At 47.8% G+C, this 24,200-nt stretch carries 16 protein-coding genes; 5 read left to right on the top strand and 11 right to left on the bottom strand.

The features are described from left to right. Positions 1-1,033: 1,033 nt before the first annotated feature. The 6 genes from BN35_RS02655 to BN35_RS02630 form a co-directional block, all read right to left on the bottom strand. Positions 1,034-1,696 carry an ABC transporter ATP-binding protein gene (locus tag BN35_RS02655; RefSeq protein WP_004349712.1) on the bottom strand — a complete coding sequence of 221 codons (663 nt, stop codon included), beginning with the start codon at positions 1,694-1,696 and terminating at the stop codon, positions 1,034-1,036. Positions 1,697-1,763: 67 nt separating this feature from the next. Then, the gene (locus BN35_RS02650) at positions 1,764-4,136 is read right to left on the bottom strand and encodes an ABC transporter permease (RefSeq protein WP_025072162.1); all 2,373 of its coding nucleotides are present in this window, start codon (positions 4,134-4,136) and stop codon (positions 1,764-1,766) included. A 41-nt stretch (positions 4,137-4,177) separates the two neighbouring features. After that, positions 4,178-4,885 (bottom strand): head GIN domain-containing protein, encoded by a 708-nt coding sequence (locus tag BN35_RS02645; protein WP_025072161.1) that lies wholly within the window; start codon positions 4,883-4,885, stop codon positions 4,178-4,180. Positions 4,886-4,911: 26 nt separating this feature from the next. Beyond that, positions 4,912-7,299, bottom strand: a complete 2,388-nt coding sequence (locus BN35_RS02640; protein WP_028901002.1) for an ABC transporter permease — start codon at positions 7,297-7,299, stop codon at positions 4,912-4,914. Positions 7,300-7,369: 70 nt separating this feature from the next. Beyond that, on the bottom strand, positions 7,370-8,623 hold the full coding sequence (locus tag BN35_RS02635) for an efflux RND transporter periplasmic adaptor subunit (protein ID WP_028901003.1): 1,254 nt from the start codon (positions 8,621-8,623) through the stop codon (positions 7,370-7,372). Continuing rightward, positions 8,608-9,933 (bottom strand): TolC family protein, encoded by a 1,326-nt coding sequence (locus BN35_RS02630; protein ID WP_028901004.1) that lies wholly within the window; start codon positions 9,931-9,933, stop codon positions 8,608-8,610. The genes BN35_RS02635 and BN35_RS02630 overlap by 16 nt, the downstream gene beginning before the upstream one ends. Before the next feature lie 295 nt (positions 9,934-10,228). On the opposite strand from BN35_RS02630, the gene BN35_RS02625 reads away from it, so the two are divergent. After that, positions 10,229-11,557, top strand: coding sequence for a sigma-54-dependent transcriptional regulator (locus BN35_RS02625; RefSeq protein ID WP_025072160.1), 1,329 nt, complete (start codon positions 10,229-10,231; stop codon positions 11,555-11,557). Positions 11,558-11,560: 3 nt separating this feature from the next. Beyond that, positions 11,561-12,700: a sensor histidine kinase gene (locus BN35_RS02620; RefSeq protein ID WP_025072159.1), complete on the top strand. Its 1,140-nt coding sequence runs from the start codon at positions 11,561-11,563 to the stop codon at positions 12,698-12,700. Between the two features lie 682 nt (positions 12,701-13,382). Here BN35_RS02620 and BN35_RS02615 read toward each other — a convergent pair. Then, a complete protein-coding gene (locus BN35_RS02615) occupies positions 13,383-16,349 on the bottom strand; it encodes a PEP/pyruvate-binding domain-containing protein (protein WP_028901005.1) in 2,967 nt (988 codons plus the stop codon). Between the two features lie 312 nt (positions 16,350-16,661). Between BN35_RS02615 and gdhA the strand changes: the two genes are divergently transcribed. The 3 genes from gdhA to BN35_RS02600 all read left to right on the top strand — a co-directional run bounded on the left by gdhA (position 16,662) and on the right by BN35_RS02600 (position 19,535). Further along, positions 16,662-17,999: an NADP-specific glutamate dehydrogenase gene (gene gdhA, locus BN35_RS02610; protein ID WP_025072158.1), complete on the top strand. Its 1,338-nt coding sequence runs from the start codon at positions 16,662-16,664 to the stop codon at positions 17,997-17,999. Positions 18,000-18,075: 76 nt separating this feature from the next. Further along, on the top strand, positions 18,076-18,600 hold the full coding sequence (locus tag BN35_RS02605) for a septal ring lytic transglycosylase RlpA family protein (protein ID WP_309546454.1): 525 nt from the start codon (positions 18,076-18,078) through the stop codon (positions 18,598-18,600). A gap of 77 nt (positions 18,601-18,677) precedes the next feature. Continuing rightward, positions 18,678-19,535 (top strand): enoyl-ACP reductase FabI, encoded by an 858-nt coding sequence (locus BN35_RS02600; protein WP_025072156.1) that lies wholly within the window; start codon positions 18,678-18,680, stop codon positions 19,533-19,535. A gap of 102 nt (positions 19,536-19,637) precedes the next feature. On the opposite strand, the gene BN35_RS02595 is transcribed toward BN35_RS02600, so the two are convergent. The 4 genes from BN35_RS02595 to BN35_RS02580 all read right to left on the bottom strand — a co-directional run bounded on the left by BN35_RS02595 (position 19,638) and on the right by BN35_RS02580 (position 23,918). Beyond that, positions 19,638-20,879, bottom strand: coding sequence for a serpin family protein (locus BN35_RS02595; protein ID WP_028901006.1), 1,242 nt, complete (start codon positions 20,877-20,879; stop codon positions 19,638-19,640). An 82-nt stretch (positions 20,880-20,961) separates the two neighbouring features. Next, positions 20,962-22,173 (bottom strand): mechanosensitive ion channel family protein, encoded by a 1,212-nt coding sequence (locus BN35_RS02590; RefSeq protein ID WP_028901007.1) that lies wholly within the window; start codon positions 22,171-22,173, stop codon positions 20,962-20,964. A gap of 42 nt (positions 22,174-22,215) precedes the next feature. Beyond that, entirely contained in the window at positions 22,216-23,478 is a 1,263-nt protein-coding gene (gene dacB / locus BN35_RS02585) for a D-alanyl-D-alanine carboxypeptidase/D-alanyl-D-alanine endopeptidase (RefSeq protein WP_025072153.1), read from the bottom strand. Further along, positions 23,475-23,918: a PH domain-containing protein gene (locus tag BN35_RS02580; RefSeq protein WP_025072152.1), complete on the bottom strand. Its 444-nt coding sequence runs from the start codon at positions 23,916-23,918 to the stop codon at positions 23,475-23,477. The genes dacB and BN35_RS02580 overlap by 4 nt, the downstream gene beginning before the upstream one ends. Positions 23,919-24,200: the final 282 nt, after the last annotated feature.

The raw sequence follows: 24,200 nt of genomic DNA, 5'->3' as shown, positions 1-24,200 counted from the left end.
TTGGGAGAAAACGTATTTGAGCTTGTTCACATGCAGTCATCCATTTTGATTGCAAAGATATAAAATCAATTCGTCGCGCCCTGAAAATCTCTGTGACCAACTATATGTCAATTATTCAAAGTACACTTAGCGATTTTTAGTAGACTGCAATAATCTTCCACCCGTTAGATAATGCTCATGCCGAGCGTACATAAAAAAAGGACTACCGCTGTAGTCCAATCTTTGTTAACCTTAAATCTAATACCATGAAAAACACGATGCAAAGATAGAGGTTATCTCCTTATATTGCAAGCAACTAAGGTCGTTTGGTAAAAAACAGCATGCTTTTCTTGATGTATATCAAAGTACATACCCAAGATTTATTGCACATCGTTGCAGATAGCAAGAAGCAATTTGCCTGCCCTCATGGCTCATAAAAATACACAGCTTTCCCCTTAAAGAAAGATATTCATACAACCAAAAGCAACCAAAAAGCAACATTTGTCAAATTGTTGGTACGCTGCATGGAACGGTCATAAATGCTGAATTTTCTTTACAAAGTGCCTCTCATAACTCGCGTGTAAATCACCAACCTCAAAGTTGGTCGCAAATACGCGAGAAATGAGCGATGTTTGTAATTTATTGGCATTGAAGATGTTACGCCTTAAACAACTCTTTTCTTTCCTATCTTTACCATTTTTTTGCGATTAACCCATTGAGATGAGCCTGCTATTTGCATGCTTCAATGCTGCTGAAGCATGTGAATAACGCCCCTAATACATGTTTCCAAGTGCGTAAAGTCAATGTTTCAGCTTGAAAAGACGTTTATTTTGTGAAAATCAGCGCATTTTTGCATGTCGTTTGCCTATTGATTTTTTCTATTTTGAAGATTTTCAATGGTCGTTTTTTGGTAAAATAATAAGACAAAAACAACGGTTTCATTGACCACGGATGATATGGATGCTTGCCGAAAAAGTCATAGGGGCAAAGCGTAAGCACGTTCAGCCAAAGCAGCCCGCCGAGCCACCTGACTTGCTTACGCTTTGCTCCTGAATCAACCAACGATCTGTCCGTCGAACAGTCGCACGATGCGATGGGCAATGGAGGCGTCATGCTCGTTGTGAGTAACCATGACGATGGTGGTTCCCTCGCGATTGAGTTCGGTGAGTAGGCCCATCACCTCGGCACCGTTTTTCGAGTCGAGATTACCTGTCGGCTCATCGGCGAGAATCAGTTTCGGCCCAAACACCACGGCCCTGGCGATGGCCACACGCTGCTGCTGACCACCCGAGAGCTGGTGGGGGAAGTGCTTGGCGCGATGACTGATGCCCATGCGTTTCATGATGTCCTTCACTTTCTGCTTGCGCTCGGCCTTCGACATCCCAAGGTATGTCAGGGGCAGCTCGATGTTCTCTTCCACGTTGAGCTCGTCGATAAGGTTGAAGCTCTGGAACACGAACCCTATCTCTCCCTTGCGCACGTCGGTGCGATCTTTCTCTTTCAGCGCCGACACTTCCTTGTCGCCTAACCAGTACTTGCCGCCCGTGGGATTGTCGAGCAGCCCGAGGATGTTGAGCAAGGTTGACTTGCCGCAGCCCGAAGGCCCCATGATGGCAACAAACTCCTTGTCTTCTACTTGGAACGACACATTGTTGAGCGCAATGGTCTCCACTTCTTCCGTACGGAACGATTTGCTTAAATTTTCTACTTTGATCATTTTCTTAAAATATTATGGTTTTTATATGTTTTATGGTTTGTAATCCGGTCAATCGGATGTTCCTTTCTTACTCTTGTTTCAGATACTCCACCGGGTTGCTGTTGGCCACGCGCCAGCAGTTGATTGCCACAACGGCAACAATGATGAGCAGCACGAGGACGCTTGTCACGAGGAACGGCCACACCGTCAACGCGATGCGGTTGTCATAGAGCTGCAGCCACTGTGCGGCTACCCAGTAGGCACCGACAGCCCCAATCAGCACGGCAGGAATGGCGGTACGAAGGATGTTCAATTGGAAAATGCGCATCACATCGCCCACGCACGCCCCGTTCACCTTGCGGATGGCGATTTCCTTATGACGACGGTTCACCTCGTCGCTGACATAACCAATGAGTCCCATCAGCGCGATGAAAAGCACCACGATGCCAACCGTCATCACACCGTTGCGGAAGTTGCGGGTTGCAACATACTGCATGTTCTTGAGGTTCTCCACGCTCTCGACCATGACTGTTTTGCCCGGGAAGAACCGCTGAAGCCGCGTCTGGATGTCGGTCAGCTTCTCTGCGCTGAAATCGTCAAGCTGAATCAACAGGTAATTGTTCATCCAGTTGGCCGCACGTCCGTAGAAAATCACAGAGGGTCTGTCCCTCCCATTGTTCTCGGCACTGCCGAGATGAATGTCACGATAAACGCCAACGATGGTCAGTAAATCTTTGTTTTCGTTGCCGCTATGCTCACTGATAATCACCTTCCGACCCACCACGTCGTCCCATCCGCGCAGTTTCTTCATCATAGAGGCGAAGTCTTGACTCACCATTACTTGCTTGAGGCTGTCGCTGCCCGATGCGAAGACACGACCTGCGACAACAGGAATCTGCAGCATATCAAAGTAATGGTCGGCGACGGTGTAGAGATCGGCGATATTGAATAGCTGTGATTCTTCCCCAGGAACAGTTACGTTGTTACCACTCATACCATAGAAAGGAAACGTATTGCAGGCCGACACCTGACGCACGCCGCTCATACGGCCTACCTCGTCGTATGCCGTCTGCCGTTCATCGGGCTGCAGCGCGGTGATGTCAACAGTCGCGAGACCGGCACACTGATAGCCTAAGTCAAAGTCAACCGTATGCCTATACTGCATGCTGACAATGAAAAGCAGACCTAAAAGGAAACTCACCATGGCAAACTCAAGCCCTAAAAGCGCCACCTTCCAGCGACGTCGGGCCTCGACATAGCCATGAAATGCAATGGTCACGGGCATGCGGTTGTAAAGCCATCCGGGTACGATACCACCCACGAAGAGCACCATCAACGCAATTAAAAGCAAAATCCACGCACCACGATTGAATACCAACACAGAGAGCGGAGCCGACAACAACTGTTCGATTGTGCCATGGCAAGCCCACAACAGAGCTGCTCCTAACATGAGGGCAAGTACGAGATGCAGGCACACTTCGCTGAAGGTGATGCTGTAGACGGCTCCACGTCCGGCACCATAGCATTTTCTTACCGCCATCTCACGGGCACGGCTGACCAAATTGCCCACCACAATTAGCACGTAGTTGAGTATCGAGGCCGAAAGCAGAATGATGGCTAAGAGCGACAGAATCCAGAACATTTGGCGTATATTGTCCGCCTCCGTGTAATAGCAAGATATGGGGGTGACCTTGTAAGTGAGCCACGTGCCCGACTGTTGCAGCTCCTGGACGGGATAATGCGTCTGTATCATGCGGTGTATAAGGGGCGTCAACGAATCGGGAGAGACACCTTTCCTGAGACGTACGAAACTGATGTAACGGTCGTTACCGACCAGGTTATCCTGACCGTCGAAGCTAAAATTCTTCTGCGTCTTCATTGAACCGATCACATCATAGGTGTGGAACGTTGAATTGTGAGGATAATCCTCGTAGACGCCCACGATGGTTAGCTTCAGGCCCGGCATTTCCTTCGACTCGATGTGCCGACCCACAACGTTGCCGCCCAAGCGTTTTGCCGTCGAGCGATTCACTACGCAACAGAACGGTTCCGTGAGTGCCCGATCGGCATCACCCTCAAGGATGCGGGCCGGAAACATGCGGAAGAAGCAGCTGTCGGCAAAGTAGACATCGGCGCGGACACGTACTTTGTCATCAGTTTCCACCTCTCCATCGGTCACGATTGGATTGGTGCGCGTAGCCAGTTCCACCTGTGGAATGGTTCGTTTCATCATCGGTGCCACGCCGCCCGACGTATTAAAGCCCTCCGTGAACTCCTGTGCTTTCATCTTGAAGCCCTCGGTCACACGGCAGATACGGTCGTAATCGGGATAACTCTGGTCGAAAGTCTGTTCATAATAAATCTCGGCAATGATGACCGCACTGACACTCAATCCGAGTGCCAAACAGAGAATCTTGGCCACATTGTGCTGCCTGGGGCGGAAGAGATTGCGCCAAGCCATGCGGCAAGACTGTTGGATAAGATGTAACATAATATAGATGATTAATGTAATATGCGAATATCCGAAGACCCTGATTTATCCAATTGTCGCTGGATGGGGTTGCCCTTGATGCGGATGTCGCTTGAGCCAGAGGCTTTGGCACTGACGGAACGGGTGGCGAAGCAATAGACATCCGACGAGCCGGAGCATGTGGCCGACACGTCTTTCGCCTTGAGATCGTAGGCTCTCACATCGGAAGAACCGGAACAGGTATATACGGCTTTCGACACTTTGCCAGCCAGACGAGCATCAGAAGAACCCTGCAAGCGGACTTCCAAGCTGTTGGCCGCCAGCCGATCGACCTTGATATCACTCGAACCGCGTGCCTCCAACCGCACTGCCGTGGTATTGAGCGACCGAATGAGCACATCACATGCGCCAGAAACTTTGACCGACTGCAAGTTGGGTGACTGCACATAAACCGTGAGGTGATAATTGCCTGAATGAATGCCGGGGTTAGGTTTTTGCTTGATGGTTAGCACTTGACTGCGCACTTCCATCTGCAACTTCGGCAACATGCGGGGTGAGCCTACCGCCTTTACACGGTAGCTTTGATTGCTACTCTGCACAAACTCTACATCGATGGCTCCGGAGACTTCGATTGCCGAGAAACCTCTCAGCGGGTAAGTTCTGCTTTCGTCATTGGCTACTTCGTATGAGTTGGCTTGTACAACGATACATGATGACAGCAAGACAAGGACAGCTGTCATGCAAAAAAAGATTTTCTTTTTCATATTTATTCTTGTTTAATGTTATTTACGGGGTTTTCGTTGCTGGCCATGTAGCTCTGAATGGCCACTGCACAGAACGAGATAAGCAGCACGAGGATGCCAGCAACGATGATCCACGGCCACCACACGATACGGTAACTGTATTGGCTAATCCATTCGCTGATAGTATACCAGATGACGGGCACGCTGATAATGAAAGCGACGCCCACGTATTGTAGGAAGGTACGGATGAGGTCACGGCGGATTCGGTTGCTCGTGGAGCCGAACACCTTGCGGATGGCAATCTCCTTGCTGCGCTGCTGAATGAAGTAGGTGGACATGGCGACAAGTCCCAACAGCGAGATGACGACGGCGATGAAAGCAAAGAGGGCGATGATCTTTGAAAGTCTCAACTCCGACTCAAACACCGATTCAATGCTCTTGTCAACGAACGGATGTGCCTGGTTTAGCTCCTCATGGAACACCTCTTTATATATGCGCTGTATCTCCTTGTAGGTTTTAGCGGGATTTCCCTCAAACAGAATCGTAACGTTCCATGGATTCTCCACCTTGTCCTTGATGCAGAGCAACAGCGGATTTACTTTGGTCTCCGTGATGTTACGCAGTCGGAAATCGTTGAGAATGCCGCCAAACGCCGCATCATCTGGGAAAAGAAAGAATTTTGTTTGTTTGTAAAAATCACTCATGTGACTGTCCGTGGGCTTCATCTTCAAATCACCCACTGCCTGGTCATTGAGATAAATTACAGGCCGATGTCCCACATGGTTGGCATGTTTTAGCGACAGCCCATACACCTTCAGATAGTTGGGGTCGCCGATGAGCATTTGGAAAGAATAGACCTTGTCCTTTCCCGTCACCGTGTTGTTGTTGCCGCCGTCCTGCGGGGTACCATCAGAACAGGACACTAATTTCACTCCCGAAACCTGCTTTACCTTGTTGAGGAACACTGGGAAGTCGGTGCTGCTGAAAGCATCTCCTTGATAGAGGCAAATCAGGTTCTTCGTGTTGAAACCCAATGGCGCATTCACAAGGTGCAGCATTTGCAGCGACATGATGGTGGCACAGGCGAGCATCACGATGGTGATGATGTTCTGAACCACGATGAACACCCTGCCCAGCACCATCTTCGTGCGGTGCCGGAAGGTTCCCCTCACCACCTCGATAGGCTTGGCTTTCGACAAGACATAGGCGGGGATGATGCCCGAGATGAAGCCGACGAGCAGCGTGAAGGCAAGCAACAGGCCGATGACGGCAGGCGTTGCGAGCACGCGCATGTCCATGGTGGTGCTGAGCAAGCGACCAGTCATTGGGGCGAACGCCAGCGCAAGCGACACTGCTACCAGCAGGGAGATGAAACAGAGCGTTGAGCTTTCTATCATCAGCCGCAGGATGATGTGCTTGCGTTTTGCGCCGAAGAGACGTCGTGCCGCCATCTCCCGAGCACGATAGCCCGATTGCGCCACCGTGAGGTTGATGTAGTTCATGATGGCAAAGAGCAGCACCACCAAGCCTACAATGAAAAGCAGGTTGACCAGTCGGCTGTTTCCGGTGCGCAAGTTGTCGTTGTAGTTGTCGTAACCAGAGAAATATATTTTGTTCAGCGGCACCAAGAACGGTCTGCAATAGAAGGGCACCTTGTCGAAATCAGGCCAGAACGAGTGAATGAATTTGCCGAACTCTTTCTCTCGCCCCATCATCTTTGCACCCTTTCTCACTTGCAGGAAGATGCTTGCACCCGAAAAATTCACTGCCTTGGGGAAAGACTCGTCCATATTCGCCGTGTTGTGATACCGTTCCCAGGAGAAGTCGATGATCATTTCCACGTTCTTGTTGATGAGCGTATTGTCGAAATCCTCCACCACGCCGGTGACATGGTACCGAATGCTGTCGTTCCATGTAATCTCGCGACCGAGCACTTCCTCCGTGCCAAACCATTTGTTGGCAAACCGCTTGGTAACGACCACGTTGTTCCGGTCGTTCAGACAGGTCTGCCTGTCGCCCTGCAGCAGCTTGAAATCGAACATGGAGAAGAAGGTAGAATCGGTCTCCAACACCGTTGCCTTGTAGAACTCATCTCCCTTTTGCAGCCGCATGTCTGAGACGACAAAGCCGCAGGTGTTTTCTATTTCCGGATAATTCTTGCGAAAACGACTCAGTATGGCATGGTGGAATCCAAGTCCCTTATCATGGTCTTCATAGAAGTCGATCCCCATCGCGTAGATGCGGTCGCCCTTGCTGTGCTGACGGTCGACACTCTTCTCCTGCCATGTATAAACCCCGATGAGCAGCACGAACATGAGCGAGATGCTCAGTCCGAACACGTTGATGGCAGCGTACACCTTGTTCCTCGAGAGGAAGGTGAAATAGGATTTGAGATTGAATAGTTGCTTCATGACTTATTTGCTTGTTATTTCGATGCCAATATGAGTTGCTTATTGCTCCTGCACCAATTCATTTTACTTGTTATTCCAAAACCAAAATTTCGTTGTCTTTGTAGCTTTCGTAGCCGCTTACGATGACTCGCTCGCCGGGCTGAAGACCTTCCAGCACCTCGTAATACTGCGGATTCTGTCGTCCGATGCGGATGTTTCGACGATAGGCTTTCTTGCCATCCTTGTCGAGTACGAAGATCCATTGCCCGCCCGTCACGCTGTAGAAAGTTCCCTTGGGGATGAGCACCGCCCGCTTCGACTCGCCCAACTGCAGGTCGACATAATAGGTCTGACCCGTTCGGATGTTGGTCGGACGCTTGCCGCTGAACACGAAATCTATCTTGAACCTGCCATCTTTCACCTCGGGGTACACCTTGCGCACGGTGAGAGAATAATGCTTGCCGTTCTGTTCGAAGGTTGCCGTGAGCCCTTGGTGCACCCGATCGATGTAATGTTCGTCAACCTGCGCCTCCACTTTATAATCGCTGAGGTCGTTGATGACACCAATCTTCTGTCCCGGAGAGATGCTCTGCCCTAATTCGATGTTGAGCTGTCCCACCTCGCCGTCGATTTGCGAACGCACGTTGAGATGCTCCTTGCGCTGTCGTACCAATTCCACATTGCGCCTCATCGACGAGAGATTGTCGTTCATCTGGTTCATCTGCGCGCGACGGAGCTGCGCGTCTTTCTTGAGTCGTTGCGCAATCAGCTCATTTTTTTTCACGGCCAGCTCGTAGTCTTCCTTTGCTTTGAGATATTCCTCGCGGCTATTAAGCTGTTCCTGCTGCAATGCTGTCTGATGGTTGTAGGTTCGCTTCTTGGCCTGTACGTCCATTGACAGTTGCGCCGCTTCGTTCTGATTGTTGAGTCGGTCCTGTTCCATCGTAATCTGCGTGTTGCGAAGCATGTTCTGCTTCTCCGCCAGTTCACTCTCGGCATTGAGGATTTCAAGGTCGAGATTGCTGTTGTTCAGCTTCACAATGACATCGCCCTTCCTGACATGGGAGCCTTCCTCCGCCACTCTCTCCATGACTACGCCGCCTTCTTCCGGCGAGATCTGCACCACATGGATGGGCACCACATTGCCGTCTACGCTCACATAGTCGTCAAACTGCGCTTGCTTCACATCGCCAATGCTCAGCCCCCGACTGTCGACTTTCAGTGTCGATGAGAAATTTCCCAGAGCCAACCACAGCAGCGCAGCCACCACAATAACGCCTCCCCCTATCCAAGTCCAATACTTTCGGGGTATCCAAAACTTCTTTTGTTTTATTTCAATGTCCATGTTCGTATTCCTTTATAATAGTTGACCAATCGTTGTTTCATCTCAAGCATCAACCGCATTTGCAGCAGTTTGATGCGGCTGTCGAGCAAGGTTTGCGCCGCTGTATGCAGGTCGAAAGTCGAGAGCATGCCCTCCTCGTACTTGCGCGACGCCAGATGCCAGGCTATGGAGTCGGCCGCTGTCTTCCGTTCCATCTTCATGAGCTCGCGCGAATAGCCGTCACGATCGAGCACTGCCTGCGCAATGTCATCGTGCAGTTTGCGGCGCGCGTCTTCCAAATCGAGCTTGCTTGCCTCCCAATCGGCTCTCGCCCTGCGTGCGGCACACCAGCGCGAAGGCATGAAAAGGGGGATGGAGAGGGAAAGATAGACATATTCGCCCATGTTGTTGTTGAACTGTTTGCCGAAGTTGTCGGTCTTACTGCTGCCCTGCGAGAGATTGCGGTAATAGTTGGTGTTGATTCCTCCGCCCAATGCTAGGACGGGCAGCAGCTGTCCGCGTTGTATAAGATAATGGTAGCGGGCGTTCTTGACATTGAACGCTGCCGTCTTCACTTCCGGTGATTCAGCTTGGAAAGCGGCATAAAGGCTTCCAGCATCGTCGGCAGCAGACAGGCTCGCGGTCAACAGAGTGTCGAGGGCAAGCGAATCGCCTACGGGGAAATTCATCTCCGCTTTCAAGGCCATCAACGCCAAACTGGCCGCATTCTGCTGGTGCAGCAGGTTGTAATCGTCCTCTGCCACTTGGCTTTCCATCTGCGCCACGTCGGGTCGCGACTTCTCCCCAAGGTCGAACATCGCGCGGGTCTTGCGAAGCAAAGCCTGACTGTCGGCCAATTTGCGCCGTGCCAAGCCAATGCTCTGCTGGCTGTACACCGCCTCCACGAATTTCGCCATCACGGCTATGGCCTTGTCGTCGGCTGTCTTTTGCAGGGCCGTCATACTTTTGGCACGCGCCAGTCGAGCTTGCTGAAAGGCATTCCAGGTACGGCCACCGTCAAACAATGGCACCTCCGCCCCAATGCTGTAATAATTGTTGAAGGTGGTGATGGTGTTGTAGGTGTTGGTCTCTGGGTTGATGTTACGGCCCCAGGCATACTGCGCCGTGGTCTGTGCCGACACTGTGGGCAGAAGGTCGAGTCTCGCCGTGCGCTCGTCAACCTTGCTCTGTCGCACCTCCAATCGCTGTTTGCGCACTCCGTTGTTGTGCTCCACCGCATACTGAATGCAGCGGTTCATGGTCCATGACTCTTGCGCCAATAGCGGAAGAGCGGCCAGATCTAATAATATTATCGTAATTGCTGTTCTCATACGCTTAAACAGTTGCCAATGCCGTGCCAGAAATATAACCTCCTATCTATCTGCACGTTGCGCAAAAAGCACGTTTACAAGCCTGTCCAACAATTAGACACTGCTGCCCAATTATTTGACAGTGAGACCCACAATCCACTCGATGTCCTCTCATGCGGCGCATCGGTTTTTATGATATGTTTTTTTGACAATGGCTTGATACTAAGGAGAAAAAAGAATATCTTTGCAAAAACAACAACCTTTTCGCCACCTCCGTGAAAGGATGTGCAACTGGCAGACAGACATTAGACAATAGATGAAACAAGGTAGCATACTGATAGTTGATGACAACCGCAACATCCTCACCACAGTGAAGATGCTGATAGAAAATGTATTCGAGCATGTCGCGGCAATAGCCAAACCAGAGAATATCCCTACCCGCCTACGCGAGGACAGACCCGACGTGGTGCTGCTCGACATGAATTTCCGCAGCGGCATCAACAATGGCAACGAGGGCCTCTTCTGGCTGCGCGAGATAAAGAAACTGAGTCCACGCACGCAGGTGGTGCTGTTCACGGCATACGCCGACATTGAATTGGCGGTGACGGGCATCAAGGAGGGTGCTACCGACTTTGTGGTAAAACCTTTCGACAATGCCAAACTCATCGACACGCTCACCAATGCCTACCGGAAAACCAAGAAAAACATCCGCAACGCCACCATCCATGAGGGAGAAATGTACTGGGGCATGTCGCCTGCGATGCAAGATCTGCGCCTGATGGTAGAGAAAGTAGCAGCCACCGATGCCAACATCCTCATCACAGGCGAGAACGGAACTGGCAAGGAAGTGCTTGCCAAAGAGATTCACCGCCTGTCGAAACGACACGGACACCGGATGATGCCCATCGACATGGGAGCTATCACGGAGACGCTTTTTGAAAGCGAACTCTTCGGACACACGAAAGGTGCTTTCACGGATGCCAAAACAGACAAGCCAGGAAAGTTTGAACTGGCGGAGGGAGGCACGTTGTTTCTCGATGAGATAGGCAACCTGAGTTATGCGTTGCAGGCAAAGCTGCTCACGGCTTTGCAGCGCAGGAGCATCGTGCGTGTGGGAGGCAGCGAGCAAATTCCCATCGACGTGCGACTGATTTGCGCCACCAACCGAGACCTGTCTGCAATGGTGGCCAACGGCGAGTTTCGTGAAGACCTGCTCTACCGCGTCAACACCATTCACCTGCATCTGCCGCCTTTGCGCGAGCGCAGGGAAGACATCACGGCCTTGGCCGGCATCTTCCTCAAACGCTATGCGGCGATGTACAACAAGCCGGAGACAAAATTCTCGGCTGGCGCCATGACCAAACTCGAAGAGCAACCTTGGTACGGTAACATTCGCGAACTGCAACATGCCATGGAGAAAGCGGTTATCCTGTGCAGCGGCACTACTATTGCCGAGGACGACATAGAGAGCGGTCCCGCCCGACAGGAGAAACCCATTGAGGACGTGCGCACGCTCGACGAGATGGAACGAAGACTCATCGAGAAAACCATCTGCGAATGCGACGGCAACCTCTCACAGGTGGCGTTCAGGCTAGGCATCTCCCGACAGACTTTATACAACAAAATCAAACGTTACGGACTATAGGCTATGAACGTGATTGTCATCATACTCTGCCTGGCACTGCTTGCCGCTGTCGTTGCCTATCTGCAACTGTGGCGGAGGTATCGACGCGACCTTGGCAAGGTGACATTCATGTTCAACGCCATAGACATCGGCGACTATACTTTCCAGTTTCCTATCAACAAGAAATACGGCAGCGAGCTTTTGCTCAACGAGTCGCTCAACCGCGTGAAGGAAATCCTACAACACGCCCGGGATGAACAGATAGAACGGGAAAAATACTTCGAGCTCATACTCGATTCGGTGGATACGGGCATCTTGGTAGTCGACGTGGAGCGGGGCATCGTACTCCGCAGCAACCGGGCCGCACTCAACCTGCTGCAGGTGGAGACCATCACCCACATCAATCAGATCAAGGAGAAGATGGCGGGATTCTCTCTGCGCGAGACCCACACTACTCTCAAGAGTCGTCGGGTGCGCATCATCGGCTTCAGCGACATCAAAGGCGAGCTGGCCAACCAGGAGATAGACAGCTGGGTGAAACTCATCCGCGTGCTTACCCATGAAATCATGAACACCGTCACACCAATCATATCCCTGAGCGACACCCTACTCCAAAACTCACAGGGCGAGCAACGGCAAGGGTTAGAGGTCATCAGCAGAACCAGCAAGGAACTTATGCGCTTTGTAGAGAATTACCGCAAGTTCACGCATGTGCCTACGCCCACGCCCACCCTGTTCTATGTAAGACCGTTCCTCGAACGCATGGTGAACCTCATTCGCCCGATGTTAAAGTCTGGCGTGAACGTTAGCTACGAGGTAGAACCCGGCGACTTGCTGGTGTATGCTGACGAGAGCCTCGTCAGCAGGGTGGTCAATAACCTACTGAAAAACGCTTCCGAGGCAATTGGAGAAGAGGGGCAAATCACACTGCGCGCATACGCCAACGCGCAGGAATCCGTCATCATCGACATCACCGACAACGGAGCGATGATTCCCGATGACGTGGCAAGCCACATCTTCGTACCCTTCTTCACCACCAAGCCGCAGGGAAGCGGCATTGGCCTGTCCATTTCCCGACAGGTCATGCAGGCCTGCAATGGCTCCATCGACCTCATCACCGACAAGACCGACGGGCTGACTACCTTCCGACTGACATTTTATTAACCCAACTCAAGTCTCGTATTTAGATATTAGGCAGTCATGTCGTAGGTTCCAAATGCTGCCAACCTTTTACCGGTCTCATTCATCCGTATGACCAAATCTTCAGATTCCGCACTGAATTTTCTTTACAAAGTGCCTCTCAAAACTCGCATGTAAATCACCAACGTCAAAGTTGGTTGCAAATATGCGAGAAATGAGCAATGTTTGTAATTTATTGGTGTTAAAGATGTTACGTTCGAGACAACTCTTTATACTTCTATTTTTACCAATATTTGGCGACTAACCCATTGAGATAAGCCTGCAATTTGCATGCTTTAATGCTGCTGAAGCATGTGAATAACACCTCTAATACATGTTTACAAGACCGTTAAATCAATGTTTTAGCTTGAAAAGGCATTTATTTTGTTAAAATCAGCCCATTTTTGCAGTTCGTTTGCCTATTGATTTTTTCTATTTTGAAGATTTTAGATGACCGTTTTTTGGTAAAATAACAAGACAAAAGCAACGTATACCGTGACCAAAAATGACATGGCTTAAAAGACGTAGCTCTGTCATTGAAGAGGGATTGTTGTACAATAAATGATGCAAAAGATCAAAAATTATTTTTGCAACAAAACACCTTTCTTCAATGAAAGAGCTGTGATGAACATAGGGATTCATTCCCCACAAGCCGCCAAGCTGTTCTCTATGTTTCAGAAAGCAGTACCAATCCCTCTTGCTTCTGACCGTCCATCAAAATGCGCAATGGGGCATCAAACCGAACATGGCGAACATAAGTAGTTTCTTCGACAGCTGGCATGGCATCCAAAACATCTTGCCTGAACAAGCCACTGCCACCCACCTCATCAATCGTAAAATAGCCCACACCGAAACTGGTGAGGTTTTGAAAGAAGTGCGTCCCTTGACTCGGGTCGATACGGTAGTTGTTTAATGTCGTCTCAACAATGACCTTTGCACCGCTAATTTGTGGCCACTTTACTGGAATGCCCAACCAAGGATCGCTCGAACCCCAGCGTCCCGGACCTATCAACACATAACCTTGACCACGAGACAAGAACTGCTCATTGAGCTTTTCTATCTCCCCTACAATCGCAGGATTATTCTTCGCTGTGAAAGAAGCGTTGGTTTTTACATAAACAACATCACAAACATCGTCCATGATGCCATGCCCTAACGAGTTGTGCGAACGCAACAGACACCGTTCATCGGCGATAGCGACAATATCCTCATCGAGCATTTGCTTGGAATCGACAATGGGACGAATTTGCAATAAGTAAAACTCCCCTGTCCTATCGGCATTGATATCACAGGCGAACTCTATCTCTACGGGGCACCGCATGCTTTCCGCACCATAGTTCATCGCCATTTGCATGATGGGTGCCAAAGGGAACACATCGTGTTGCAGCACATTGCAGAAAGATATCACTTTGCGCCCTCCGTCGTACAGTCCATCTCTCATTATCTGATTGTGTGGGTCGTAAGTAGACGCGATGTATTGCAGTGAGCCATCTGTCTCGGCAGACTTGACACCCAACTTGAGGATGTTGAAACCGTCGTCTACCTGGAAATCCTGTCCCACGTGAGCCGTATCGAGGGCATAGAATTGCGTTTGTGTCTCGCGCAACGCCTTGTCCAGTTCACTGGTCTGCAAGACATGACGAGGATGATAAGGGGACACACGCAAAGTTTGACCGCCATCTACGATGTATTTACCCAACCCCAATGCCAACGAGGCAATGCCTTCTTCCGCCTTTTCGTTGCCAATGGGATAATAATTCAGCGAGCGCAGCACCCCACTAATCTTGGGATAATTGTGCGTACCATACTGCTTACCCACCACTTCTTGCAAGATAACCGCCATTTTTTCTTGATCGATAAGGTTGCGGGTAGCCGTCATGTAAGCCTTGGAATCATGATAGAACACCGATGCATACACGCCCTTGATGGCACAGGCCAACATTTGGAGCATCACTTGCTTGTCATCAATCGAGGGAATCATGTAAGTAGAATAGATTCCGGCAAAGGGTTGATAATGCGAGTCTTCTAACAACGAGCTGGAACGAATGGCTATCGGACTCTTGGTGGCATCGAAAAACGTGATAAAGTCGTCGCGCAGACGCTCTGGCAACTTGGCTTTCAAGAAGCTGTGCAGTATCTCTTCGTCTGTGGCATCGCTCAAGGCAACGTCATAAAGATTGTTCTCGTCCATGAATTGGTCGAACAAATCCGTACAAAGCACCAGCGTTTTCGGGATTTGTACCTTCACTCCCTCGTACTGATTAAAGTCGGGGTGCATCTTGATGATATGGTCTAAGAAAGCAAGTCCGCGCCCTTTTCCGCCTAACGAACCTTCGCCAATACGCGCAAAGTGGGCATATTGGTCGAATTTCAATCGGTCGAACACCGCTACCACGCCTATGTTTTTCATCTTGCGATATTGCACAATGGCATCGAAGATAATTTGCCGATGCGCTTGCAAGTCTTGCAACTTGTCCCAAGTGATGTTTTTAAGAAACTCGGAGATGGGAAATATTGAGCGTGCGCTAAGCCAACGACTCATGTGATTGCGCGAGACATGGAAGCGAAACGAATCATCTGGTATCTTGAAAATATTGTCTTGCAGCTCCTTGAGCGAATGCACACGCATGATTTCTTGACGGGTATGAGGGTCTCTAAAGATGAAATCGCCAAAGCCCATGTGCTCTTCGAAGATATGACGGAGGTCTATTCCCATCATCTTCGAGTTCTTGTCGACAAAGCGGAAGCCCTCTCTTTCGGTCTTTTCCCGATTGCTTGACTCCGAACTTTCCACCACTAAAGGCAGATAAGGGTTGCGCTTGCGAATCTCACGCAACAGTTTTAAGCCCGCTTCAGGGTCTTTCACTCCGCCTTTAGGATAACGGGCATCGCTAATAACGCCTAATATATTGTCCGCAAAACGATTGTAATAATCCATCGCCTCTTCATAAGTTCGCGCCAAAACTACCTTTGGACGACCACGCATGCGCAACGTAGCAGCATGTCGATTCAATGCCTCAAAGGACAAATGCTTGTTCTGCACCAATATGTAACTGTACAGATTCGGCAATATAGAACTGTAAAAACGAATGCTGTCCTCCACCAACAATATCATTTGCACGCCCCCTTCGGTGATATCGTGTTCCAAGTTCATCTTGTCTTCCATCAGCTTGATGATGGACATAATGAGATTTGTGTTGCCCAACCAACAAAAGACATAATCGAAAATGCTCAGGTCTTCGTTCTCCATCCTACGGGTAATGCCGTGCGAAAAAGGCGTGAGAACAATGCAATGAATATCAGGAAAGGCGTCTTTAATGTTGTGCGCCACGGTAAAAGCGTCATTGTCAGCGGTTCCTGGCATACATATCACCAAGTCTATCGGTGTGGACTGAAGTATGCGGGTAGCCTCTTCCGTGGTGCTTACCTGTGTAAAGGTGGGCGGATAGCGTAAACCCAACTCCATATACTCGTTGAAAATTTTCTCCTCTACTCTGCCGTCATCTTCCAACATGAAAGCATCATAGGGGTTGGCAACGATTAAGACATTATAAATACGTCTCATCATGAGGTTGACAAAAGTCACATCCTTCAATAAAAAATTACGCCATTGAGAAGGCACAGAATCGTTCATAAATGTTTTTTCAAGAAGTAAGAACTAACCAAATAAAAGAGGTTTCCAAAATAAAGGTCCGTCTTTGATTGGTGGATATCGACACGACAAATGTAGAAAAAACAAAGTATATTCACAAATATCCAACGAACTTTCATCTTTCCCTCATAATGATATATAATAAGGTGTAAGTTCATGAGTTTTCACATTTATAAACATTGAAATTAGAATTTATCCTTTTATATTTGGTGGTTATTTATAAAAAAACTATATTTGCCACGTCTTGGATAATATCCGTGACAAGTATAACCAACTAATTAAATAAATTCTACTATGGAAATTGACAAAATCATGCAAGACCTGGAGAAAAAACATCCAGGCGAATCCGAGTATTTACAAGCTGTCAAAGAGGTGCTTATATCCGTAAAGGACGTGTACAACGAGCATCCTGAATTTGAAAAAGCAAAAATTATAGAGCGCATTGTTGAGCCAGAGCGCATCATTATGTTCCGTGTGCCATGGGTAGACGACCAAGGAGAAGTACATGTTAACATTGGTTACCGCGTACAATTCAACGGCGCCATTGGCCCGTACAAAGGCGGATTGCGTTTCCACCCATCTGTGAACTTATCTATTATGAAGTTCTTGGGCTTTGAACAAACCTTCAAAAACGCATTGACTACATTGCCTATGGGTGGTGCCAAAGGTGGTTCCGACTTCTCTATTCGTGGAAGAAGCGATGCAGAAGTAATGAGATTCTGCCAATCTTTCATGTCTGAACTTTACAAATATATCGGCCCGAGCACTGACGTTCCTGCTGGTGATATTGGTGTTGGCGGACGTGAAATTGGTTATTTGTTTGGCCAGTACAAGAAGTTAGTAGGTCGCTGGGAAGGCGTTCTTACAGGTAAAGGCTTACAATATGGTGGTTCACGCATTCGTCCAGAGGCAACAGGATTTGGCGCATTGTACTTTGTGAACCAAATGTTGCAGACACGCAATATTGACATCAAGGGCAAGACAGTAGCTATCAGTGGCTTCGGAAATGTTGCATGGGGTGCTGCTCTCAAAGCTACAGAATTGGGCGGAAAGGTGATTACCATTAGTGGTCCTGACGGTTATATCTACGATCCAAATGGTATCAGTGGCGAAAAGATTGCCTATATGCTCGAATTACGTGCCAGCGGCAATGACATTTGCAAACCTTATGCAGATAAATTCAAAGGCTCTGAATTCCATGAAGGCAAGAAACCTTGGGAGCAGAAAGCCGATATTTACTTGACCTGTGCTACTCAAAACGAACTGAACGGTGAAGATGCAGATAAGATCTTAGCTCACAAACCTCTCTGTGTAGCAGAAGTAAGTAACATGGGATGTACCGCTGAGGCTGTTGACAAGTTCGTTGCAGCACAACAACTCTTTGCTCCGGGTAAAGCTGTCAATGCTGGTGGTGTTGCTACCTCTGGTTTGGAGATGACTCAAAACTCTATCCGACTCACTTGGAGCGAGGCAGAAGTAGACGAGAAGTTGCACTACATCATGCACTCTATCCACGAACAGTGCGTGAAGTATGGCACAGAGTCTAATGGATATATCAATTATGTCAAGGGAGCTAACGTTGCTGGATTCATGAAAGTGGCACAAGCAATGTTGGAACAAGGCGTAGTATAAACTAAAATACATCATAGTGATATTTCACAAAAAAAGTATTTTATTGTTAAACATAATGGTAAGCTTTACCTTTCTGATGGCTCAAACCCAGAAAGGTAAAGCTACTTTTTATTCTAAGCGATCCACAGGAGCACGTACAGCCAGCGGGGAAAGAGTTCACCATGATAGCATGACGTGCGCCCATCGCACCTATCCGTTTGGAACATTATTAAGAGTTACAAATCCACGTAACAAGAAAGACGTCATCGTCAAAGTAACGGATCGTGGTCCGTTCGTAAGAGGAAGAATCATTGATTTATCGTACGGAGCAGCAAAAGAACTTGATATTATAGGACAAGGTGTTGCGATGGTTACTGTACAACGTATAGATTCAGCAGATATCATCAGAGTTCCTTACCGTTCCAAAGATACAAGAGAACTCCCAGAATTGGAGTTTGGCATCTCCAGTGATAAGGATAGCTTTATTGATGCATGGACCCGACAACAGTCTATCAATGCAAGTAAAACAAAATTACAGCTGACAAAACAGCGAAAGCAATCTGCCATAGAAGACAAAAAGAAGCAGAAGCAACCGTCTAACACGAAGACAAAAAAGAAATAATGACCAGCTTTCACGGCAATAGAACATCTTTTTCAATTATTTTCTGTACCTTTGTCGCATTCTTTTAATTAGAAAATATGAGCAACAACTTATTATCAGGAAAGAGAGGTATCGTATTTGGTGCCCTCAACGAACAGTCAATTGCGTGGAAAGTGGCTGAGAGAGCCGTGGAAGAAGGTGCGAAGATTACGCTTTCAAACACGCCTGTGGCAGTTAGAATGGGTACGGTAAGTGCGTTATCTGAAAAACTTCATTGCGAAGTGATACCCGCAGATGCCACCAATGTAGAAGACTTGGAGAATGTGTTCAAGCAGTCCGTGGAGATTTTAGGAGGTAAAATAGATTTTGTATTGCACTCTATTGGTATGTCACCCAACGTTCGTAAGCATCGTACTTATGATGATTTGGATTATAAGATGCTGGATACGACATTAGATGTATCAGCCGTTTCATTCCATAAAATGATACAGTGCGCCAAGAAACTTGATGCCATTAATGAATATGGGTCTATTGTTGCGCTCAGTTATGTAGCCGCACAACGTACTTTCTATGGCTACAATGACATGGCAGATGCCAAGGCTTTGTTGGAAAGTATCGCACGTAGCTTTGGCTATATCTACGGACGAGAGAAACATGTACGCATCAACACCATCTCACAATCGCCTACCCTCACCACTGCTGGACAGGGCATAAAAGGCATGGATAAGCTCTTCGACTTTGCTAACCGCATGTCTCCGCTGGGCAATGCCTCTGCCGATGAATGCGCCAACTATTGCATCGTGATGTTCTCTGACCTCACTAAGAAGGTCACCATGCAGAACCTTTATCACGATGGTGGTTTCTCTAACGTGGGTATGAGTCTGCGCGCCATGGCCACTTACGAGAAAGGATTGGATGAATATAAAGACGAACATGGAAAAATTATCTACGGATAAACACATGATAACCATCAACAGCAAGGGCGACGCTACCAATGTAACGTCGCCCCTTTTTATTTCTTTCACTAAAAAAGCAATCTACCAACTGTCCAAAACCGTTTACTTGCCTTGATAAGTACCCATAAAGAAGATGGTACCCGTACTATGTTCAACAATGGCATACATGAAAGGACGGTTGGCATGGAATAGAATGGGTTTAGAAGGTGCTACAGCTGTAGGCGCTGTCTCTATCACCGTGACGGCTGCTGCCTTTGAGCCTTCCTCATCAACCTCAATCTTTGCCTTCTGCAAAACCATGGAAACAAAAGAACTTACGGCTGACATCTTGGTGAGATTGGCTTTTGATGGGTCAAACATTGCGTTCATCCCTAACAGCTTCAACACATCATTCAGTTCACGTGTGTATGCAGATGTAAAGCGTGGAAGCTTCAAATCAACCTCACTGCTATACGTGTTTTTCAAATTATCCTTCCACTTTTTGGCATCCATGGTCTGCAACAAGCTCGACAAATCCTTTCCCTCACGAGGTAAAAGCACCACCATTTCGTACGATCCATTGCCGTAAGGAAGCACCACGGTCTGATAGTTGTCGTTCTCAGCAGCCAAGAATCGCTCCTTCTGATGCATCATCTTCACCGACAACTTTTTACCATCCGCCTGCGTAAACGATTCTTGCTGTGTACGTTTTTTATCAAACTGCCTATACCAAATACCTTTGAAGTAAAGAGCGTTGAGCAGATAAGAGACTCCATCTGGATTTATCCGTTCGAGTATCTTAGGCACCATACCCTGCGTATGATCACTCGCCCACTGGTTAATAAACGATAATGTGGCAGGCGAACTGAAATCTTGATTGGTTACAAGCGCTTGATATTGTTTTTCAACCACATTTTTGAAGTCTGGCTGCAGCGGCTTGTTTTTATTCGCAACCACTGCATTAGCCATCGAAACCTTGGTAGACTTGTCCAATTTTGGCGATTCTATCATGAGCTGATGGCAAAGAGAATTGATGTCATCCACCTTGCCTGAACGGAACTCAAGACCCTCCAAGATTTCTTTCTGCGTATCTCCTACCGCTCCATTAGCCAGCATGCCGAGCGCATAGGTCACGCTCAGCGGCGAGACAAACACGTCTTCCTGCTCGCCTTTCGACACCTCTTTAAAAAACTTCCAAGCAAACTCATTGCTGTTTTCTACTTGCGCTTGCTGCGCTGCTGTTAGTTTCACCGTTCCCGGATTATACTTAATGTTTGGTGCAACAGGTTCATCTTCACTACACGATGTCAGCATGCCAATTGACAAACAACATACACCGATTAAAGGAAAAAAATGTTTCATCATATCTATTTTGTTTTAGTTATCTACTGATAGAATGTCGAAAACATTGAAATCTTGCACCGATTTGCCATTTATTTTTATTTTTTTATCCCAACAGCTGCTTGACTTGAGGCATTACAGAAGAACGTTCGTAGATGTGCAAGCCAAACTCTGATGCCATGGTGTACGCCCATTCCATGATCTCTGCCAAGTTATGTTCATAGACAATCCATTCCTTGTTGCTGAGGAAGAAATAAAACTCGATGGGCAAACCTGTGTTCGTAGCCTCTAATTGGCGTACCATGCAAGTGAGTTCCTTGTTCACTTCGGGCGACTTTCTGAGCCAATTATCCATGTATTTGCGATACAAGCCCAAGTTTGTAAGGTCACCTTTCATTTCCTGCGTCGTCAGAAATCCCTTCTCCTGACACATATCCTTCAGCTCCTGCGATGCTGGTTTGATGGACAGGAAGTCGAAATAAACCAGTCGCTTCACACGTCTTCCACCACTTTCCTGCATACCTTTCCAGTTTTGGAACGACCCATCAACCAACGTCTTTGGCGACACCGTCACAATGGTATTATCAAAATTCTGCACCTTTACTGTGGTGAGCGTCATCTCCATCACCTCACCATCCACGGTTGTCGACGGCACTGTAATCCAGTCTCCACGCCGAATCATGTCGTTACTGGTAAGACGGATGCCTGCCACCAACCCCTCGATGGTGTCCTTGAACACCAACATCAGCACGGCAGAGGTAGCTCCCAGTCCGGCAAACAGCTTCATAGGACTCTTGTCTATCACCAAGGCAACCACCACGATGACGCCGATGAAGATAGCAACAATCTTCAGTACGCCACAAAACGACTGCAAATATTGCTGTCTACTCGAACTTTCGGCTGTCTCAAGATGACGAAAAGAATTGATAATGGCAATCGCCAATTGCACCGAAGCTACAGTGATATAGATGCTGGTAAGCCGGTTGAGCATCTCTTGAACAAACGGTGCCTCATAGAACACCAACGGCAAGAGTTTGTAAATGACTATCGCAGGAACGATAGCGCAAACCTTGAGCAGCACATCGCGGTTGAGCAGCACGTCATCCCATGTGGCTTTAGTCCGAGCCGTAAGCCTGTTGATGATTGGAATCAACAGTTTCTTGGCAACAATATAACTGAGCCAAGAAAAGAAAATGGCTGCCAACGACATCGATACATACCGCACTACGGGCACTGCCACACCTGTAATTCCACACATCTGAATCAATTTCTCAACGACAATGCGTACTTGCTCCATTGTTTCTGTTATATCCCACATGATTTTATTGTTTATTCATTAATAATTATTGTTAGTTCTCTCTTAAGGCAAACACAAGGCTTGACACACTTTGTCCTGAAACCTACGGGCATTCTTTCCGTGCATCACCCCCTGATTGATAATGGCAAAGCACAACAAATGCCCATTCGGAGCCTGACAATAACCTGCCAAACTACTCACTCCTGTCACCGTTCCTGTCTTTGCCCACACCTTGCCACGGGTATCCGCATCCCTCATTCGGTCGCTCAACGTCCCATCTACTCCTGCCACAGGAAGTGTTGGTAGTAAGTGATTATAAATACGAGGCTGGCGATGCGCATATTTCAAGAACTCTATTAACAATTCTGCGCTCAGGTAATTGTATAACGAAAGTCCGCTACCATCGGCAATTTTGTAAGTCGAAGGATTTAAGCCCACCTTTTTTATCAACCGTTTGACGACATTGCTTGCATCTTTCGCTGTCCTTCTTTGTTGGCGTTCTCCCCCTGGCAACTGATAGAACAAAGCCTCCGCACATAGGTTGTCGCTCTTTTTCACCATAGGCAGTAACACCTGATCGATGGTATGTGTTCGCAAGCAAAGACGTTGCGCATTCGCAGGACATGCGCCTGTAGTACTAAAAGCTTCCACTTGTATGCCTGACTCTCGCAACCTACGTTCAAGCTCTGCCATGAAATGGTCTTTACGGCGATACAGTAGGGGCGACAACACGGGGTTGTCATCATCCCAACACCATCCCTCGCCCAACAAGTTAAGGTCCTTCATGCCCTTGTCTGCATACAGTGTACCCCGAATAGTGTCAATACCAAGTTCCTGCACGCAGGTTGCAAAGGCTTGCATATCCTCTTTATCGAACAAAGGGTCAAAGCCTCCAACACAATAGATATCACCTTTCAGCGTTCGATTTTCAATGTTTCCTGTATAATAAAGCTCGGTTTTAAGCTCATAATCACCCCCCAACTGGTCCAACGCTGCAATGGCTGTTATCAGTTTCATGGTACTGGCAGGTCGCAAATGTTGCCGCTCGTGGTACTTGTAAAGCACACTGTCGGCTGTTAGGTCATATACCGCTAAACCTAATTGCGAGGTCTCAAGCAACTTGCTCTGCAGCAATTGCTCCAACCTTGTCTGCACTTTCTGCTGCCAAGCAATGGTTGGCGCAACAATAGATGCCGTATCCGCTGGCACTGACATTAGTGTCAACGAATCTGGGGCTGATATCTGATGTGTTATTTCTGTTTGTGCTGGAGCAGGCTGCCATAAGCCCAAGACTGCCAAACACAGTAAATTCTTAATTATCTTCATGAATGTTTATGTGCAAAAGACGCATCTTCTGCTTGCTGTCGCTTCATCAATTCTTCCATAAAAGCCTGCTCTTGTTGTGGCTGAACGGCAATCAACCTATCTGCACCATACTTAATGAGCAGGTAATGCGAAAGTCCGAAATTGTTTCGCATAGGTACACATTTCACAACATCGCATAAAGCAATTTGTTGTTTTGTCGAAAAGCGGCCTCTATTGATGAGCAAAAATTCCATTTCTTCATCCCTATCAAAGGGTTTGATACGTATAAAGGTGTAGGTGGTATGTAATATACGCTCTATCATTCCAACAATAACAATGACGACAAAGAGTCCCAATAAGGCCTGCTTTATCCAAAACAAATAAATGACCAACAGGGAAAACAGCACTAATCCACACAGGGAACCCAAAGTTAATCGATGATGAAATGTGCGTTGCGACATATCTTGTTACAGTTTTATAATTCTCATCTTGCTACTACCTGCTGTGCTCAATAGCTATGATACAAGGTTGAATCAACGAAGCCAAGCAGAATAAATGGAGAGTTATTTGTTGCAAATTTACAAAATTATTTATGGTTGAGTGCTTCTTGCCGGTACTTTATGATACTTTCACAAACATAGATTTTTATTCATGGTACGGATTTTTAATCAAATCATGAAGAAAAACGCCATTGAACGACAACGATAATTGTCAAAAAAAATGGCTGTTTTTTAACACTTCTG

The sequence above is a fragment of the Hoylesella timonensis 4401737 = DSM 22865 = JCM 15640 genome (genome assembly GCF_000455445.1).
GTDB lineage: Bacteria > Bacteroidota > Bacteroidia > Bacteroidales > Bacteroidaceae > Prevotella > Prevotella timonensis.
Note: the sequence above shows the minus strand (reverse complement) of the source record. Positions and strands in the feature narration are given on the sequence as shown.

What these genes read in the sequence shown, in the direction of transcription:
- BN35_RS02655 (WP_004349712.1), bottom strand. Translation starts at nt 1,696, where the DNA reads ATGATCAAAGTAGAAAATTTAAGCAAATCGTTCCGTACGGAAGAAGTG.
- BN35_RS02650 (WP_025072162.1), bottom strand. Translation starts at nt 4,136, where the DNA reads ATGGCTTGGCGCAATCTCTTCCGCCCCAGGCAGCACAATGTGGCCAAG.
- BN35_RS02645 (WP_025072161.1), bottom strand. Translation starts at nt 4,885, where the DNA reads ATGACAGCTGTCCTTGTCTTGCTGTCATCATGTATCGTTGTACAAGCC.
- BN35_RS02640 (WP_028901002.1), bottom strand. Translation starts at nt 7,299, where the DNA reads ATGAAGCAACTATTCAATCTCAAATCCTATTTCACCTTCCTCTCGAGG.
- BN35_RS02635 (WP_028901003.1), bottom strand. Translation starts at nt 8,623, where the DNA reads ATGGACATTGAAATAAAACAAAAGAAGTTTTGGATACCCCGAAAGTAT.
- BN35_RS02630 (WP_028901004.1), bottom strand. Translation starts at nt 9,933, where the DNA reads ATGAGAACAGCAATTACGATAATATTATTAGATCTGGCCGCTCTTCCG.
- BN35_RS02625 (WP_025072160.1), top strand. Translation starts at nt 10,229, where the DNA reads ATGAAACAAGGTAGCATACTGATAGTTGATGACAACCGCAACATCCTC.
- BN35_RS02620 (WP_025072159.1), top strand. Translation starts at nt 11,561, where the DNA reads ATGAACGTGATTGTCATCATACTCTGCCTGGCACTGCTTGCCGCTGTC.
- BN35_RS02615 (WP_028901005.1), bottom strand. Translation starts at nt 16,349, where the DNA reads ATGAACGATTCTGTGCCTTCTCAATGGCGTAATTTTTTATTGAAGGAT.
- gdhA (WP_025072158.1), top strand. Translation starts at nt 16,662, where the DNA reads ATGGAAATTGACAAAATCATGCAAGACCTGGAGAAAAAACATCCAGGC.
- BN35_RS02605 (WP_309546454.1), top strand. Translation starts at nt 18,076, where the DNA reads ATGGCTCAAACCCAGAAAGGTAAAGCTACTTTTTATTCTAAGCGATCC.
- BN35_RS02600 (WP_025072156.1), top strand. Translation starts at nt 18,678, where the DNA reads ATGAGCAACAACTTATTATCAGGAAAGAGAGGTATCGTATTTGGTGCC.
- BN35_RS02595 (WP_028901006.1), bottom strand. Translation starts at nt 20,879, where the DNA reads ATGATGAAACATTTTTTTCCTTTAATCGGTGTATGTTGTTTGTCAATT.
- BN35_RS02590 (WP_028901007.1), bottom strand. Translation starts at nt 22,173, where the DNA reads ATGTGGGATATAACAGAAACAATGGAGCAAGTACGCATTGTCGTTGAG.
- dacB (WP_025072153.1), bottom strand. Translation starts at nt 23,478, where the DNA reads ATGAAGATAATTAAGAATTTACTGTGTTTGGCAGTCTTGGGCTTATGG.
- BN35_RS02580 (WP_025072152.1), bottom strand. Translation starts at nt 23,918, where the DNA reads ATGTCGCAACGCACATTTCATCATCGATTAACTTTGGGTTCCCTGTGT.